We start from the raw sequence: 17,528 nt of genomic DNA on the forward strand, positions 1-17,528 counted from the left end.
CCATGCGAACAGTTCGCTATGCCTCATTCGCGCTCGCTCTGCTCACGCTCGCAGGCTGCGCCGACAAGAAGTGTCTTCCCGGCGACTCCGCGACAACCTGCAAGGCTCTGACCGAGTGCTTTGACCGTAGGAATACAGCCAAGGCTTGCCGCCAGATCGAAAAGGACCAGGCGGAGTACGAGAAGAACTTCCAGAAGAACATTGCCCCCGCATACACCGGGGCCGGTTCGGCCCTGAGCTACGACCCCAACAAGGCGACTCAGAAGCCACCGGCCAAACCACAACCGAAATAGTGACCAACCCAGAGATAAGGAGACCGGCCATGAAACGACTTGTCTTGCTTGCAGCACTCGCAATAACGTCCCTCGCACCGACCGCGCACGCGCAGTTCGGCTCGGGGATCGTCTTCGACCCGACTCAATCGGGCCATGCCGTTCAGCAGCTCGTGCAGGAAACAGGTATCAGTGCGAATACCTTGCAGGAAATGCAGACCGCCATTAAGGCCTACAACTTCACCCGCCAGATGATGACGGCTCCGCAGATGCTCTACCAGCCGTTCATCTCGCCGTACACATGGGAAGCGGCGATCAATACCTCCGCCAACACCTACAACAACACCTCGTCTTGGACGAACGCCGCGAACACCGGCAGCGGCGCGTCATTGGCGACGCAAGCCTATGTCCCCCGTACCGGATCGCAACTACCCGGATACGGGAGTCTGACGGCGCAATCGCAGCAGCAGATCGCCGCCCAGGGCGCGACAAGCGATCTGAACGACTCTGTGAACGCAACTACCCTGCAAACTCTCGGCACCATCCGGTCAAATGCACAACAGCGGGCGACCGATATCGCCAATCTGGAGGCCGCAAGTCACTCCATCGACCCAACCCAGCAAACCGAGTTGGCGACTCTCCAGCGGATCAATCAGGCACTCCTGCTCATGCTTCGCACTCAGCAGGAGACGAACTCCATCGGCACCACGCAATCACTGCAACAGATGATGGCGGCCAAGCAGCAGCAGGACAGCCTCAAAGCCAGCTTCCAGAACGCCACCAGCTACCAGAACAACTTCCAGACATCCGTCGCACCGGCTTACTCCGGTGCATCGTCCGCAATGCGTTACTAACCGCCTCATCCACTACGCGGGGGTTGCAGTATGGGACTACTGAACTTCATCACTCAAGGGTGCGACTCTCTCTCGGCGACAGCCGCACCCTCCGTTACCGCAATGGGCCTGCGTATGTGCATCGCCCTCGCCACGATCATGCTCGTCTGGTTCGGAGTGCAGGAGGCGCTTGCATCCTCGCAGGGCGGACCGGGATTCAGCATGTCGCGCTTCCTCAGCTTCTTCATGCTCATCACCTTCGCCTATGTCATGGTGAAGTATTACGACTCGTCCATTCCAGGACTGGGATCTTCGATCAAAGGCTACATCAACGGCGGCGCTCAGAACCTCGTTCAACTCATTGGGACGGATAGCACAGACCAGATGATGAACACTCTGTCGCAAGCACAACAGAACGCTGGCCCCGGCATGGTGGCGAGCTTCGAGCAACCGTATCTTGTGCTGATCTTCGCCATCACGCAGGTATTGCTTGGACTGCTGTCGGCACTCATTGCCGCCATCGTCGGATACGGTGCCATCGCCAGCACGGTTGTCGGACTCCTTGGCCCGGTGTTCATCCCATTTCTCGTCTTCGACAAACTGGACTTCCTCTTCTGGGGCTGGCTCAAGGCTTTCATCAGTTTCAGTTTCTATAAGGTTGTCGCCGCCGCTTGCCTCAGCGTCCTCAGCCATATCCTGACGGCGTATTACACCAACTTCATCAATGCGACCGACCCGGCGACGATGGTCAAGAACTTCCCACTGCTCCTGTTGCTCATCCTCGTTAACGTCTTCGTTCTGCTTAAGATTCCGGCTCTCACCGCTTCCATCTTCTCCGGTTCGAGCAGCGGGCATGACGGTGGCATGGGCATGATTACCACCGCGATTATGGCACTTGGATAAGGAGACTCGTCATGCAGGAATCTATGAAGTCTGAAGTCACTCCCGACATCAGCCGTGCGGCGGAGCGGTACTTGGAACAATATGGCGATCCACTGGTCACGAACACCTACCTCAAGATCGCCATGCTCTGCCTTGCTGGACTCTGCGTGATGCTTGGCTTGCTCGTATTCAAGAGCCAGAAGGCACTTGCCTCTGCGAAGCCGTTCATCATCCGCATCAGCGATGTTGGGCACGCCGAAGCGATCGACTATCGCAACTTCGACTATCGGCCCCAGGAGGCGGAGAACAAGTATTACCTCACCCGCTGGGCGAACCTGTACTTTGGTCGCAATCGCTACACCATCGAGCGCGACCAGACACAGGCGCTTTACTTCCTCAATGCCGACGTACAGCGGGCCGTCATTGAGCAGGAGCAGAAGAACAACACCATCGCCAACTACGTCAAAGAGTCCACTCTGCCGTATGTGGACATCGAGGTGAAGAACGTCATCCTCGATGACTTGCGCCAGTCGCCCTACTCGGCACGGATCGAGTTCGACAAGGTGTTCACCAACTCCGGCGACCAAAGCGTCTTGAAGCGGGAGAAGTGGACAGCCACCGTCACCTACGTCTTCAACCCGCAGGTATCGAACGAGAAGACCACGGTTGATCCTCTCGGCTTGACTATCATCCGTTTCCGCGTTGACCAGGCGTTCAGCTAGAGAACAGACTCACCCATCCCCACGAGGCTTTTCGATGTCCAGACTTGCTGCCAATCCGGCTGCTTCACCCCACTTGTGCCTGTGCAGGGTGTTCGCGGCGAACCGAGGCCAGAAGCCATGCAACGTCGTTGGCGAATGGTCATCCCTCATGGGAGTTCCCGGTCGCTCGAATGACGCTGCAGTTGGGGCAAACTTCCGCAGCCAAAGAGCAGATGAGAACTCAGTTCCGGCATGTGTCTGCCGTTTTGTATCCCGCCTTTTGCACGGTCACTGCTTCGGGGCCTATCCGGCGCCCTGCGGCAGCTCGCTCTTCTGCTTCGGCTACGCCGCCCTACGGGTTACGGTTTCCGTTCCGGACCCTCCGTAAATGCAGAGCTTCGGCACTTGGGAGCCGGGCCCACTTCGCTTAATAGTGACCCGAGCAAGTTCGGGAAATTCAACAAACGGAGACACGACCATGTACCAGAACAAAGTAACCCTCATCGGCTTTCTCGGCAACGACGCAGAAGTTCGCACCAACAACGACCGCAGCTTCACAACCCTCTCGCTGGCAACCAAGTCCTCCTACAAGAAGGATGGCAAGTACATCTCGCACACCGAATGGCACCGTTGCATCGTCTTCGGCAAGCTCTCGGAGTTCGCCGGCACCCTCACCAAGGGCGCACATATCCAGGTGGAAGGCGAGTTGCGGAGCCGGGAGTACGACAGCAAGAAGACGGACACCAAGCAGCGCATCTGGGAGATCAAGGTGAAGTCCATCCTCAAGCTCGACCGCGCCGAACAGGACGCCGCAGAAGAAGCGGAATACGAAGAGCACGAGGAGATCGCAACCGAGGACGCGGTCGCATAGGCCGCTTTCTCCTACCCAAGCGGGCAGCCCGGCATCTCTGGGCTGCCTACTTCTCTGAGGACGCTATGAGCTTCGAGTTGATACTTCCGTTCCTTCGCCCCATCGAGTCGCTGCTCTTGGACGACACCGTGAGCGAGATCATGGGCAACCCCGACGGCGTGTGGTGGTACGAGCGCCGTGGCAAGCTCTACCCCGCACCCGAAGTCAAATTCGAGACGCGGCAGCTCTTGACAGGGCTTGATGTCATCGCCAACAAACTCGGTCGCAAGCTGGGAGCGGACAAGCCGCTTCTCAATGCTCAACTCCCGGACGGGAGCCGTCTTGCCGCCGTCATTCCTCCAGTCGTCCGTCCTCATCCCTCTGTCACGATTCGGAAGTTCGCCAGAACCCGCTACACGCTTCCGCTGCTCATCCAGGAAGGTGCATTGGATGAGTCGCTTGGTGAGTTTCTGAGTGGCCTGATTGCTTCCGGCAAGACCGTTCTCATCAGCGGCGGAACTGGTAGTGGGAAGACCACTTTGCTGAACGCACTCACCGATTTCATCCCGGAGTCGGAGCGAATCGTCGTCATCGAAGACACTTCCGAGCTTCGCATCGCCAAGCCGAACCTGCTACCCGCAGAATGCCAGACGGACGGACACACCGGCCAGGTGAGTTTCAACGACCTCTTGAAGGCCGCACTCCGCTGGCGTCCCGACCGGATCATCCTCGGAGAGGTTCGGGGAGATGAAGCCCGGACTCTACTCGATTCGTTCAACACCGGCCACGCCGGTTCGATGGCGACCATTCACGCCAGCTCCGCAGTGAAGGCACTGCGTCGCTTTGGCGAGCTTGCGATGCGGTCGCATCAGCAAGCCAACCGCGACGACATCGCCGCAGAGATCGCGGACTCTGTGCAGTACGTCGTGCAGGTACAGCGGTACGCCAATGGCCGCAAGATCAGCGAAGTTGTCGAAGTTCTTGGCTATGACCGCACCGCCAAAGTCTTCGAGTTCGACACCAAGTTCAATCGCGCTGACCTCGCCGACTCTGCCCAGCTTGCACTCCCTGCGGAGTGGGCGCAGTTCGACAGGCCCACAGGTTCCATTGCACTCATACATCACTAAAGGAGAAACAGCATGGCACTACTTGAAGTCCAAACCGTAAACAAAGTCACCGCCACCATCGCTCTTGACGAGTCGATTGCTCAACGGACCGACCAGTACGCACTCTTCATCAATGCACCTTCGGACGAGGTCGTCTCGAAGGCCCTGGAGTACGTGTTCTCCAAAGACAAGGACTTCCTTACTTTCGCTCAGACGGCGGATGGGAAGAAGCCCGAACATCCGCTCCGTATTCGCAGGCCGATGGAAGCTGCGGAGAGAGCCAAGCGCGGACGGCGCTCGCCTCCCCCGGCAACTACTCCCTCAACTCCAGTGGCAACTCAGGGGACGAAGTAGTGGCTTCCCTGAGCAGTCTCGGCGGGGTGGAAACGGTGCTACGCACCGGAAGCATATTGACACTCCACCCCTCCGAGGGTCGTGCAGGGTGCCGTACAGCAACCTGCACGCGGACGTTCAGGATCAATGAGTTGCCCGAACTAAGTTGCCCTGCGATAACCCAGAGCAACTTGGAGTAACGCGAGAGGACACATCCAATGGCGATCCTCGAAGATAGCGAAATCGCAATGAAAGCGGAGGAAAGAACCCGCTTTCGCCTGAAGAGCGCCGGAACGAAACTCAATCAGCAGGAGCTTCGCAATCTCACTGCCTTGGCAAAACGCCGAGGAGTGAGACCTGGCGAGCTTATCCGCAAGCTCATCCTTGACGAGCTCGCCCGTGATGCCGGTGTGGTGGCGGCCAGCACGGAGCTTACGGAAATCATGGGCATCCGCCTCATGCTCACCAACCTCTTTCGCCCTCTTGCCACGGGACAAAAGCTCACACCGGAAGCCTTCGACAACATGGTTGCCGAGGTCAAGAAACGCAAACGCAGCGTCGCCGAAGACGCGATGCAAGACCTGGAGCGTGCATGATGAACACCACACAATGGGGTCGCAAAGAGACCATCATCTTCCCACCGCACTCGCCCATATACAGCTACGGCGCGATCTTCTTTGCGCTGATTCTGACGAGCATCTTTGTCTACCTGCGCTTCAGCTACGGGCAGACGCCATTGCAACAGTTCTACACACCGATCTACGCAAAGAGTGCGGCAGGAGGATTCCTCAACCGGAAGGGCAAGTACCAGCTCCTCTACGTCGGAGACGGAGCGAAGTCAGCCCGACTCGCCACCGAGTCTGACGTGCAGGATGGCGTGACCGCCGCTCCGAACGGTAAGCACATCCCGCTCGCCGTATCGGCCCAGGCTGCCGCCCAAGGGCTTCGCATTCTCTATCGCGGGCCGGAGCAGACATTCTTCGATGCGCCGCTCCATGCCTACCTCCGCACGGCGGTCTTCGGCGGCGATCAGCTCCGCAGCATCTACGCTCCGCCGCTCCTCTTCGGCTTCCTGTCACTGCTCGCGCAGCTCCCGTTTGCCATTCGGAAAGACATCCGCCGCCGCAAGGAATTGAAGTACGGACGGCGGCTCAAAGGCCCCGTCCTGCTCACGCCAAAAGAGTTCAATAAGACCGTAAACGGCGATGGCATCGGCTTCGTAACAACCGAGGCCAAGGACATGATGCGTATCCCGTTGCAAGCCGAGGCGCAGCATATCGAACTCATGGGCGACACAGGGGCCGGCAAGACGACTTTGATTATGCAAGTGCTCCGGCAGATACAAAGTCGGGGTCATTCCGCCATCGTTTACGACCCGGCCTGCGAGTTCATCCAGAGATTCTACGATCAGAAGCGGGGCGACCTGGTCCTCAATCCTTTGGATGAACGGTGCCCGTATTGGGGACCGTCCGAGGAACTGCGTCGCAAGGCCGAAGCCAAGGCTATCGCCGCCTCGCTCTACCAGCCGACCAGTGACAAGAAAGGTGAGTTCTTCACCGAGACGCCCCAGAAAATCTTCGCTCACTTGTTGACCTACGGCCCCAATCCGCAGCAGCTTGTGGAGTGGCTTTCCAATCCTGCCGAGATCGACCAGCGCGTGCGCGGGACAGAGATGGAGGCCATGATCGCCAAGGGCGCACAGCAGCAGCGGAATGGCGTTCTGGCCTCACTGGGATTGGTGGCGGACAGCCTTCGGATGCTCCCGACCAAGGAACAGGCCAAGAACAAAACGTGGAGCGCGACCGAATGGGCCGTCGAGCGGAAGGGTTGGATCTTCATTACGTCGAGTGCCACGGAACGCGAGGCGTTGAGGCCTTTGCACAGCCTTTGGATCGACTTACTCGTCATGCGGCTCCTCACTGCACCGCAGCAGAACCAAACTCCCGTCTGGTTCGTCTTGGACGAACTCGCCAGCCTACAGCGTCTCCCGCAACTCCATACGGCTATCACCGAAAACCGGAAATCCAAGAACCCTCTTGTTCTCGGATTCCAGGGCAAGGCTCAGTTGGAAGTCATCTACGGACATCTTGCCGAAGTGATGCTCTCGCAGCCCGCAACCAAGATATTCCTGAAAACGACGGAGCCGAAAGCAGCCGAATGGGTATCAAACGCCATCGGCAAAATCGAGATCGAGCGCATGAAGGAGACGCACTTCGACGGCTCCCGTTCTGGCAAGAACTTCACCATAGACCGTCAGGTTGAACCCCTCGTCATGGATTCGGAAATCTCCGGTTTGGAGAACCGCCATGCCTTCCTGAAGCTGGGCAACAACGTTGCCCGCTTCCACTTCGAGTACATGGACGTGGCACAAACCACACCCGGTTTTGTGCCGCGCAAGGTGGAGGACGACGAGCTGCCCTTCGACCCCAAGACGCTCGTACCGAAGGCGTCGGCACCCGTCGCGCCGAGTATCGACTTGGAGGCAGCTACACCCGCCCCAGCGCCAGTTCCATCCCCTTCGATTGCCGCGACGGAGGACGAAGACAACGCGGAACCTGAAGCGCCAACCGCAGAAGAGATCGCCTCCAGCGGAGCCAATCCCGACAGCCCGGACGACGATCAAGAAGAGGATGTACCGGTCGCAGTCGATGAAACGATCCGTGTCTGAGACCGCCCATGCTCACTATTTCCAAACCGCTCAGTTCCGGTCAGGCGCAGACCTACCACGCCAAGGAGTTCACGTCTGCGGAGCAGAACTATTGGAAGCAGGGCGATACCATCCTTGGCGAGTGGCAAGGACGACTGGCCGAGCAGTACGGCCTTGCCGGGGGCATCGACGCCCAACACTTCGCTCGCCTCAGTGAGGGGCAAAATCCCCTCACCGGCGAGCAGTTGGTTCGGCACCGTAACGGCCAGGAGTATACAACCGCCGATGGAACCACAGTGAAACCCGTCGAGCATCGGGCCGGTTGGGATGCCACGTTCTCAGCCCCAAAGTCTGTGTCGCTGACCGCCCTTGTTGGTGGAGATGACCGGGTGCGCGAGGCGCACCGGCAAGCCGTGACAACTGCGCTCACGGAGCTTGAGCGGTACACCCAGGCACGAATCGGCGGGAACCACGCCGCCGAAACAACCGGGAAGTTTGTTGCCGCCAAGTTCGAGCATGACACCGCCCGTCCGGTCGATGGCTATGCCGCGCCCCAGCTCCATACCCACGCAGTCATCTTCAATATGACGGAGCGCGCGGACGGCTCCACTCGCGCCGTCCAGCCCCAAAGCTACTTCGACAGCCAGCAGTTTGCGACCGCCGTCTACCAGTCTGAGTTGATGTACCGGCTCTCCCAGTTGGGCTATGAGATCGTACCGGGAAGAAGCGGCGCACCCGAGATCAAGGGCTACACGCAGGAGTACCTTGACGCCTCCAGCCCCCGCAGCCAGCAGATTCGGGAGTACCTCGAAAAGAGTGGCTTTGCGGGGCCAGAGGCCGCACAGATCGCCGCCCATACTACCCGCGACAAGAAGGAGATTCACACTCCGTCCGAGGTGCTGGCCGCTCACAGGCAGGTCGCCGCAGAGTTCGGCAATCAGGCAGATCGAGTCGTGCAGGAGGCAAGAGATCGTCCGAACACCATAGAACGGACACCGCTTGCAGCCGCGTCGGAACGAGTTCAAGAAGCGGTGACCTTCGCCAAAAGCCGCAACTTCGAGCGCGAGGCCGTCACCGATGAACGAGACATCATGCGCGACGCGCTCCGGCGTGGCATGGGCGACCTGACCTACAGCCAGGTGCGCGGGCACTTCGAGCAGCGAGTGACCTCGGGCGAGTTCCAGATCACTCCCGGCCAGAAACATGAAACGGGCCGCCAGTTCACGACCCGCGAGGCGATTGCCGAGGAGCTTTCGACCATCAAGCAGATGCAACAGGGACGACAGACCGCCGAGCCGATCATGCGTCAAGAGGATGCCGCAGCTCATGCCCGCTCCCGTGAATTTCTGAATCCAGCGCAGCAAAGAGCCATTGAGGAGGTGCTTACCTCGCAAGACCGAATCCACGGGCTGCAGGGTTTGGCCGGTTCAGGCAAGACCTCTGCTCTATCCAGTATCCGGGAGGGTGCGGAGCGAAACGGCTACGCCGTAGAGGGCTTTGCGCCGACCAGTCGCGCAGCCGGCCAACTCCGTGACGCTGGAATTCCAGCCGACGCATTGCAAGGCTTCCTTGCGCGTGGGGGCGTCGAGCGAAACGCGGGAGACCCGAACGCGCGGCACCTCTACATGCTCGACGAATCCAGTCTCGCCAGCACCCGCCAGATGCAATCCTTCCTCGAAAAGATCGGCCCGCAGGACCGGGTACTGCTTATCGGCGATACGCGACAGCACCAGGGCGTAGACGCCGGAAAGCCCTTCGAGCAGATGCAGGAAGCTGGAATGCGTACCTCCCAGCTTGACCAGATCGTTCGTCAGAAAGACCCGGAACTTCTCCGCGCCGTCGAGCACCTATCGCGCAACGAGACCGCGACAGGCGTTCAGCTTCTCCAGCAGCAGGGGCGCATCAGTGAGATCCCCGACCGCCAGCAGCGGATCGAGGCCATCGCGAAAGACTACGTTGCGCGGCCCGAGAATACGCTCATTGTCTCGCCCGACAACGCCAGCCGCCGCGACATCAACGATGCCGTCCGCGCGGAGTTGCAGACCTCCGGTGCTCTCTCGAAAGAGAATCACCCGATGACCGTTCTCACGCAGCGTTCGGAGCTGACCAGTGCCGACCGGAATTGGGCTGCCCTATACCAGCCAGCCGACATTCTCTACTACACCCGAGGCAGCAAGGAACTCGGAATCGAGCGCGGCACCTATGCCACCGTCGTTTCCACGAACCCCAAAGACAACTTGCTTACGGTGGAACGGCAGGACGGCCAGCACGTCACCTATAACCCCGAAAGACTTCACGGCATCGCAGCCTACCGTGAGATCGTCCGCGAGTTCTCCGAAGGCGACCGGATTCAGTTCACGGTGAGCAAGCCGGATATGGACGTGAAGAACCGAGATTTAGGCACCCTCGAACGGATTGAAGGCACCAGCATAAGCGTTCGGATGGACGGTGAAAAAGACCGAACTCTGACGTTCGATACATCGCAGATGCGGCACTTCGACCACGGCTACGCCGTCACGTCGCACAGCTCCCAAGGACTCACCACGGATCGTGTCCTCGTCAACATGGACACCACAACGCACCCGGAACTCATAAACACGCGATTCGCCTATGTTTCCGTCTCTCGCGCGTCTCAGGACGCGCGAATCTACACCAACGACGTTTCGACCCTTGCCGAACGGCTCAGCACCGACATCAGCAAAACCTCCGCCCTAGAAGTCTCCAGGCCCAACGGCGAGGCTCAAACCCAGCAACCCCAACCCAAGGAGCAGACGATGACCAACACAAGAGAGCAGACCCAGGAAGAGCAGCGGCGGCAGTTCCAGCACGAAGCTCAGAACCCGGCAAACGATAAGGCGCAAGTCCAGACCGAGATCGACCTCCGCCACTATGCGCCCATCCAGACTGCGCTTCCAAATGAAGCCAGCAGCTACGAGTGGAAGCGCGAGACCGGAGACATCCAGAGCTACCAGCACCAGCAAACCGGGGGATGGCTGCACATCGACCCGCAAGGACAGTTTTACGATAGGCAAGCCCAACCGATTTCGCGGGATGTGGCGCTAGAGGCGACAGCGCATTCTGTCACCCCAGCTATCGCGGACCAGGGACATACGCAATCTCGGGCCAACGACACGATCGACAGCGGTATCAGTCTTTAGCTGGTTTAATTACTCAGCCTTTAGAACGAATTTAAAAGCGCACGATGAACCGTGCGATCTCAGGTACGCACACGCCTTGGCTCGGCTGCATTCGATACAATCGTATTTCGCGTTGGATCAATGCCTTATGGACAGATCGGTCAGCCATGCCACGGATTTTCGACAATATCGACAAGCAGTTGCTGCCGACGCTCAAGACGACCTTAGCGGTCTCCCACCGGTCGGATTTTTGTGTCGGTTATTTCAATTTACGCGGTTGGCGACAACTCGACGAGCACATTGAAACCTGGACGGGCGGCGACGGCGAATGCTGCCGACTCCTAGTTGGGATGCAGACGCTACCCCAACAAGAAATCGCCGAGGCCTACGGGATCATTAAACAAGACGCCGAACTCGACAACCAGACCGCTCTTCGGCTCAAAAAGGCACTCGCAGAACAATTTCGCGTACAACTCACCCTCGGCGCTCCGACGAATGCCGACGAAGTGGGGCTCCGCCGCCTTGCAGCACAGATTCGTGACAAAAAAGTCGTGGTCAAGCTGCATCTTCGCCATACCCTTCACGCAAAGCTCTATTTGCTCTTCAGGCACGATCCAGTCAGTCCCGCTATTGGTTTTCTTGGGAGCAGCAATCTGACCTTCGCGGGACTCTCAAAACAGGGTGAGCTAAACGTCGATATCACCGACCACGATGCCTGCGAAAAACTGGCGAGGTGGTTCGATGACCGTTGGGAGGACAAGTGGTGCCTGGACATCTCCAAAGAGATAGCTGACATCATCGACCAGAGTTGGGCGCGTCCGGAGCCGATTCCGCCGCACCATATTTACGTCAAAATGGCCTACCACCTCTCTGAAGAGGCGAGAGAGGGCATCGTTCGCTATGGCATTCCAAAGGACTTCGGAAGCCAGCTTTTCGAGTTTCAGGAAAAGGCGGTCAAGATAGCCGCGCACCATGTACAGAAGCGAGGGGGTGTCTTGCTCGCTGACGTTGTGGGTTTGGGCAAGACTTTGATGGCCACGGCTCTTGCGCGAGTTCTTGCCGATGAATTGCTTCTTGAGACCCTCATCCTCTGTCCACTCAATCTGACTGATATGTGGAAAGACTATTGTCATGACTATCGTGTGCCGTCTTGCAAGGTCCTCTCATACTCCAAGGTTCTCCAGCAGTTACCAGAACTCCGCGCATACCGACTGGTCATCTTGGACGAGAGCCACAATCTTAGGAACCGAGAGGGAAAAACATACAAGGCCATCCTGGAATACATCCAGAGGTCTGGAAGCAAGTGCATCCTGCTTTCAGCTACGCCATTCAACAAGGAATATCTCGATCTCGCCAGCCAACTGCGCTTGTTTGTTTCCCCGGAGAAGGAGCTTGAGATCGGTCCCGAACGTCTCCTGCATGACGTTGACCGAGCGCAATTCAGAGGGCGCTACCAGTGTGGCGCAAACACTCTGGCTGCATTCGAGAAAAGTCAGTATGCCGACGACTGGCGCGACCTCATGCGTCTCTACATGGTTCGGCGCACACGGGGCTTCATCAAGGCGAACTACGCTAAGACAGATCAGGATAACGGTCGCAGGTATCTTGAGTTCAAGGATGGGAGCCGTTCCTATTTCCCTGATCGGCTCCCGAAGAAGCTCCCGTTTACTGTCGATGACGAAGACCCGAACGATGAGTACGCAAGGCTCTATTCCGCTCCCGTGGTCGATATCGTAAACGGCCTAAGCCTGCCCCGTTATGGCTTGGGGAACTTTGTATCTGCTAAACCGCCGATTGCTGCAACGAATGCTGAGACGGCTATCCTCGCAAATCTATCCGCCGCAGGGACGCGGCTCATGGGATTCTGCCGCAGTAATCTCTTCAAGCGATTGGAGAGTAGCGGCCACAGCTTCTTGCTATCCGTCGAGCGGCACATTCTCCGCAACTTCATTTTCCTTCACGCAATCGAGAATGGCTTGGATATCCCAATCGGGACACAGGATTCCGGCCTCTTGGACACTTCGCTGTCAGATGAAGACACGGTGGCTACTCGCACGCCCGATGAAATCGCCAGTGCAACGGGACATCTTCGATCTGTCGCCGAGTTCAAAGCCCGAGCAGCAGAGGTCTACGCACTCTATGCAAACGCTTTTCGGTCGCGTTTTAAGTGGATTCGCCCTGGATTGTTTAGTCCGCAACTTGGAACCGGCCTACTTCAAGATTCCAAGGCACTTATGTTGATCTTCGACAGATGCTCTGTTTGGGAACCGAAGAAGGACTCCAAACTTGATGCACTCGTCAGCCTCGTCAGCAAAAAGCACAAGACGGAAAAGATTCTCGTTTTCAGCCAGTTCAGCGATACAGTTCAATACCTGAATCGCCAACTTGTGGCGGCAGGAGTCAGGGGAAGTGCGGCGGCGACTGGAGACTCCGAAAACCTAACCGAGCTGGTCTACCGCTTTAGCCCGACGAGCAATAAAAAGACGATTGCGCCCGAACAGCAGCTCCGCGTCTTGATAGCGACCGATGTCCTCAGTGAAGGACAGAACCTCCAGGACGGATTCATCATCGTGAACTACGACTTGCCGTGGACGATCATCCGGCTCATTCAACGTGCTGGACGTGTTGACCGTATCGGACAGAAGTCGGACAAGATTCTCTGCTACAGCTTTTTGCCGGCGGAGGGTATCGAGCGCATCATTCGCTTGCGGGCGAAGGTTCGTGCGCGACTCCATGCAAACTCTGAGGTCGTGGGAACGGACGAGTCTTTCTTCGATGACGACCGACACAACAAGGCCGTCACCGACCTCTACCATGAGAAGTCAGGCTTGCTTGACGGAGAAGACGACTCCGAGGTTGACCTCGTCTCTTACGCTTATCAAATCTGGCAGGACGCGATTACTGCGAACCCAGCCCTCAAGAAGACGATTGAGGATATGCCAAACGTGGTCTATACCGCTAAAGAACACCAGCGCACGGAGCCATCGACGCAAGGTGCTTTGGTCTACTTGAGAACTGCCAGTGGCACAGATTCTATGGCCTGGGTTGATGAGAACGGCCAGCGTGTGACCGATTCGCCATACAAGATACTCAAGGCGGCTGAGTGCCTTCCAACCACTCCCGCAGTGCCACGACTCCCAAATCACCATGAGCTTGTTGACGGAGCAGTTAAAGAGCTCGCTGCGGAGGAGAAGATCGTAGGCGGAGGCCTGGGCAGCTCCACTGGAGCGAGGTATCGGACCTACGAACGGCTGAAGCGATACACACAAGAGGTCAAGGGGACGCTCTTCGACACTTTGCCGTTACAGCGGACGCTTGAGGATGTCTACCGCTATCCCCTACGCTCCTCGGCCACGGACATTCTGAATCGTCATATGAAGACTGGAGATACCGATCAGGCACTTGCCGAGCTTGCGGTCAGTCTCCGCGAGGACGGACGCCTCAGCATTGTTGAGGGCGACGAAGAGCACGAGACGTTGGCACAGATCATCTGCTCACTCGGCCTGACGCACGGAGCACATAATGCCCATTGACCGTGAACGCTCTCGCCAGTGCCTCAAGGCATTTGATTTCCGCAAGCTCTTCCTCGAAGAGCTTGGCTGGGACAAGTTTTCGTCTAAGCTCGTCAAACAGATTGACGGGGTGGAGTACAGCTTCCATGCCGTAGCCGAAAAGCGCGGCGTCGTGGTGCTGGTAGCTGACTCCATTCCTGACTATGCAGTCAGGGTTAAGCTGGACAAGCTCATTGCGAAAGACCACTTTGAGCATTTGATCGTCTTTTCAGATAAGGCGCAGGGTCGTCAGGTATGGCAATGGGTTCGTAAGGAGACCGGTAAGCCAACCGCTGTCCGCACCTACCATTTCTCTTCCCATACAGCCTCGGGCCAGGCGGGAGAACTTCTTCTCCAAAAGCTCGACAACCTCGTCTTCACTCTTGAGGAAGAAGAGAGCATCCGCACCGGCACAGTCACGGGACGCCTGAAGGCCTTCGATGTCGAGAAGGTGACGAAGAAATTCTACGAGCGGTTCAAGACAGAGCACGCCAGCTTCCTCGGCTTCATCAAAGGCATACCCGACAAACAGATGGAGAGCTGGTACGCCTCCGTGATGATTAACCGGCTCATGTTCCTCTACTTCATTCAGGAAAAGGGTTTTCTAAACGGCGATCCGGATTACCTGCGCAACAAACTGGCGGAGAGTAGCGCCCGAAAGCCCAATGCCTATTATGCCGAGTTCCTTAGTCCGCTCTTCTTCCAGGGCTTCGCACGGAAGAAGGCCGACCGTTCAGCCGCCACGAACAAGCTGCTCGGCGAGATTCCTTATCTGAATGGAGGCCTATTCCAGAAGCACCAGATCGAGGAAGTGCACGGCAAGACGATTGTGATCGTCGATAAGGCCTTTGAAAAGCTCTTCGACTTCTTCAAGGAATACAACTGGCATCTCGACGAGCGCGAGGATCATAACGACCGCGAGATCAATCCAGATGTTCTTGGTTACATCTTCGAGAAGTACATCAACCAGAAACAGATGGGCGCGTACTACACCAAGGAGGACATCACTGAGTACATCTCCCAGAACACCATTATTCCGTTCCTCCTTGACGAAGCGCGGAAGGGCTGCGCTGTTGCCTTTACGCCAGAGGGTTCCGTCTGGCGTCTGCTCCGCGACGATCCAGACCGGTACATCCATGACGCGATGAAGAAGGGCGCATCTCTGGCGCTGCCATCCGACATCGAGGCCGGGGTTCATGATGTGGCGCGGCGTTCAGGGTGGAACAAGACCGCTCCCGAGGAGTACGCCCTGCCGACCGAAATTTGGCGCGAGGCGATCGACCGCCATCAACGGTATCGCGCTGTCAAAGCGAAGCTGGCCATTGGCGAGGTACATGAGGTCAACGATCTCGTAACCCTGAACCTGAACATCCGCCAGTTCGCCCAAGATGCCATCCAGTTCTCTGAAGGACCGGAGTTACTCCGTGCCATCTGGAAGGCCATCGAGAAGGTCTCAGTCCTCGATCCGACCTGTGGCTCTGGTGCATTTCTCTTTGCGGCGCTCAATATTCTCAAGCCGCTATACGAGGCCTGCCTGCAAAGGATGCGCGGCTTTGTGGAAGACCTGGAAGCAGCTGGTCCGCACCACCCTAAGAAGTTTGAGGACTTCAAGAGCATCATTACCGAATCGCAGAAACATCCCAGACAGGATTACTTCATCCTCAAGGCCATCATCGTCAACAACCTCTTCGGCGTGGACATCATGGAAGAGGCAGTCGAAATCTGCAAGTTGCGGCTCTTTCTGAAGCTAGTGGCTCAGGTCGAATCGCAAGATCGAATTGAACCGCTGCCCGACATTGACTTCAACATCCGAGCCGGTAATACGTTGATCGGTTATACGCACTATGAGGACGTAGAGAAGGCGGTGGAAGCCAAACTCGATTTCGGTTCTGCTCTGGCTCGGATTCAGGATCGAGCACTCGTACTAGACTCTGCGGTAGACGTATTCCGCAAGCAACAAACTCAACTTGACGGCACCGTAACTGCAGAGGACAAGATGGAACTGCGGGGTAGGTTCTCCGACTTGGAGAATGAACTCAACGACTACCTCTCAGGAGAATACGACGTAAAGAAGACCGGAATGAAGAAATGGAAAGAGACGCATAAGCCCTTCCATTGGTTCTGCGACTTCCATAGGATCATGTCCGCTGGCGGTTTCGACGTCATTATTGGCAACCCACCATGGAAAGAATATGCAGCGATAAGGCAGCAGTATCGCCTGTTTGGGTATGTGACAGAGCCGTGCGGTAATCTCCACGGCATGACCACTGAACGGGCAATCAATCTCGTTCGGGAGGGCGGGCGCGTAAGCTTCATTGTCCAATTACCCCTAACCAGTTCTTCTCGAATGAACACAGTGCGTTCTCTACTCCGAACATCGTCCTCGTATATCTCGGTCATTCCATTCGATGATCGGCCTGGGAAGCTATTTGACGGCTTACAGCATTGCAGGAGTGTTGTGTTCACTTGCCGAAAGGATGACCGGAGTCCGAAGTTCGAGGTCGTGTCTCGATATCAACGTTGGCCTTCAGAGGCAAGATCGACTCTGTTTTCCACTCTCAGCTTCTCATTAGGCAACGTTGAGGATTCAATAACCCGCCACTTTGCCAAGCTCGGATCACCGCAGGCGCGAAACGTCATCGAGAAATTGCAATCAGATACGAATGGCTCATTTGGCCTGTCGCTGTCCTCTCAGAAAACGTCCGACTTCATTTTTTATCAAGAAGCGACACAGTATTGGATCAAAGCCACTGTCGGACTTCCTTTCTATTCCAAGAACGGTCAAACCGGCGCACCGGCGCACGGTCGCTACCTATCTTTCCGCGATTCTGACGCTGCACATGCCGCGAATGCCATCCTGAACAGTAGCCTCTTCTACTTGTACTTTATTGTCTTCGGCGACTGTTTCCACCTGAGCGATACCCTCGTCTCTAATTTCCCGACGCCTCCATCCGCCCTAACTGATCCTCGCTTGGTAGCTCTTAACAAGAAACTCCTAGAGGACTTGAATCGAAATGCAACGACCAAGACCATCACTACGAAGGATGATGATTCAATTTCGTATGCTGAGTTCTCAACGGGTCCGTCAAAGCCCATCATCGACCAAATAGATCGCGTGATGGCGGCACACTATGGTCTGACTGGCGATGAATTGGACTTCATCATCAACTACGACTTCAAATTCCGTCTGGGTGCCGATGTAGATGAGGCCTAAAA

General features: G+C 57.0%; 12 protein-coding genes. All 12 read left to right on the forward strand.

The window, feature by feature from the left end:
- Positions 1-2 precede the first annotated feature (2 nt).
- The 12 genes from P4G45_RS09465 to P4G45_RS09520 all read left to right on the forward strand — a co-directional run bounded on the left by P4G45_RS09465 (position 3) and on the right by P4G45_RS09520 (position 17,526).
- Entirely contained in the window at positions 3-293 is a 291-nt protein-coding gene (locus tag P4G45_RS09465) for a hypothetical protein (protein WP_348266233.1), read from the forward strand.
- A gap of 29 nt (positions 294-322) precedes the next feature.
- Positions 323-1,126: a hypothetical protein gene (locus P4G45_RS09470; RefSeq protein WP_348266234.1), complete on the forward strand. Its 804-nt coding sequence runs from the start codon at positions 323-325 to the stop codon at positions 1,124-1,126.
- A gap of 30 nt (positions 1,127-1,156) precedes the next feature.
- A complete protein-coding gene (locus P4G45_RS09475) occupies positions 1,157-2,008 on the forward strand; it encodes a type IV secretion system protein (RefSeq protein ID WP_348266235.1) in 852 nt (283 codons plus the stop codon).
- Positions 2,009-2,019: 11 nt separating this feature from the next.
- Positions 2,020-2,709, forward strand: coding sequence for a VirB8/TrbF family protein (locus P4G45_RS09480; RefSeq protein WP_348266236.1), 690 nt, complete (start codon positions 2,020-2,022; stop codon positions 2,707-2,709).
- A 457-nt stretch (positions 2,710-3,166) separates the two neighbouring features.
- A complete protein-coding gene (locus P4G45_RS09485) occupies positions 3,167-3,559 on the forward strand; it encodes a single-stranded DNA-binding protein (RefSeq protein WP_348266237.1) in 393 nt (130 codons plus the stop codon).
- 65 nt (positions 3,560-3,624) lie between these two features.
- Complete coding sequence (locus P4G45_RS09490; protein WP_348266238.1) at positions 3,625-4,665, forward strand: ATPase, T2SS/T4P/T4SS family; 1,041 nt, start codon at positions 3,625-3,627, stop codon at positions 4,663-4,665.
- 12 nt (positions 4,666-4,677) lie between these two features.
- Positions 4,678-4,998 carry a hypothetical protein gene (locus P4G45_RS09495; RefSeq protein WP_348266239.1) on the forward strand — a complete coding sequence of 107 codons (321 nt, stop codon included), beginning with the start codon at positions 4,678-4,680 and terminating at the stop codon, positions 4,996-4,998.
- Positions 4,999-5,195: 197 nt separating this feature from the next.
- Positions 5,196-5,573, forward strand: a complete 378-nt coding sequence (locus tag P4G45_RS09500; protein ID WP_348266240.1) for a hypothetical protein — start codon at positions 5,196-5,198, stop codon at positions 5,571-5,573.
- On the forward strand, positions 5,570-7,645 hold the full coding sequence (locus tag P4G45_RS09505; protein ID WP_348266241.1) for a type IV secretion system DNA-binding domain-containing protein: 2,076 nt from the start codon (positions 5,570-5,572) through the stop codon (positions 7,643-7,645). Before P4G45_RS09500 ends, P4G45_RS09505 begins: the two co-directional genes overlap by 4 nt.
- Before the next feature lie 8 nt (positions 7,646-7,653).
- Entirely contained in the window at positions 7,654-10,782 is a 3,129-nt protein-coding gene (gene mobF / locus P4G45_RS09510; protein WP_348266242.1) for a MobF family relaxase, read from the forward strand.
- 146 nt (positions 10,783-10,928) lie between these two features.
- Positions 10,929-14,294: a helicase-related protein gene (locus tag P4G45_RS09515; protein ID WP_348266243.1), complete on the forward strand. Its 3,366-nt coding sequence runs from the start codon at positions 10,929-10,931 to the stop codon at positions 14,292-14,294.
- Positions 14,284-17,526, forward strand: a complete 3,243-nt coding sequence (locus P4G45_RS09520; RefSeq protein ID WP_348266244.1) for an Eco57I restriction-modification methylase domain-containing protein — start codon at positions 14,284-14,286, stop codon at positions 17,524-17,526. The genes P4G45_RS09515 and P4G45_RS09520 overlap by 11 nt, the downstream gene beginning before the upstream one ends.
- Positions 17,527-17,528 lie beyond the last annotated feature (2 nt).

It is taken from the genome of Edaphobacter paludis (assembly GCF_039993895.1).
Taxonomy (GTDB): domain Bacteria; phylum Acidobacteriota; class Terriglobia; order Terriglobales; family Acidobacteriaceae; genus Edaphobacter; species Edaphobacter paludis.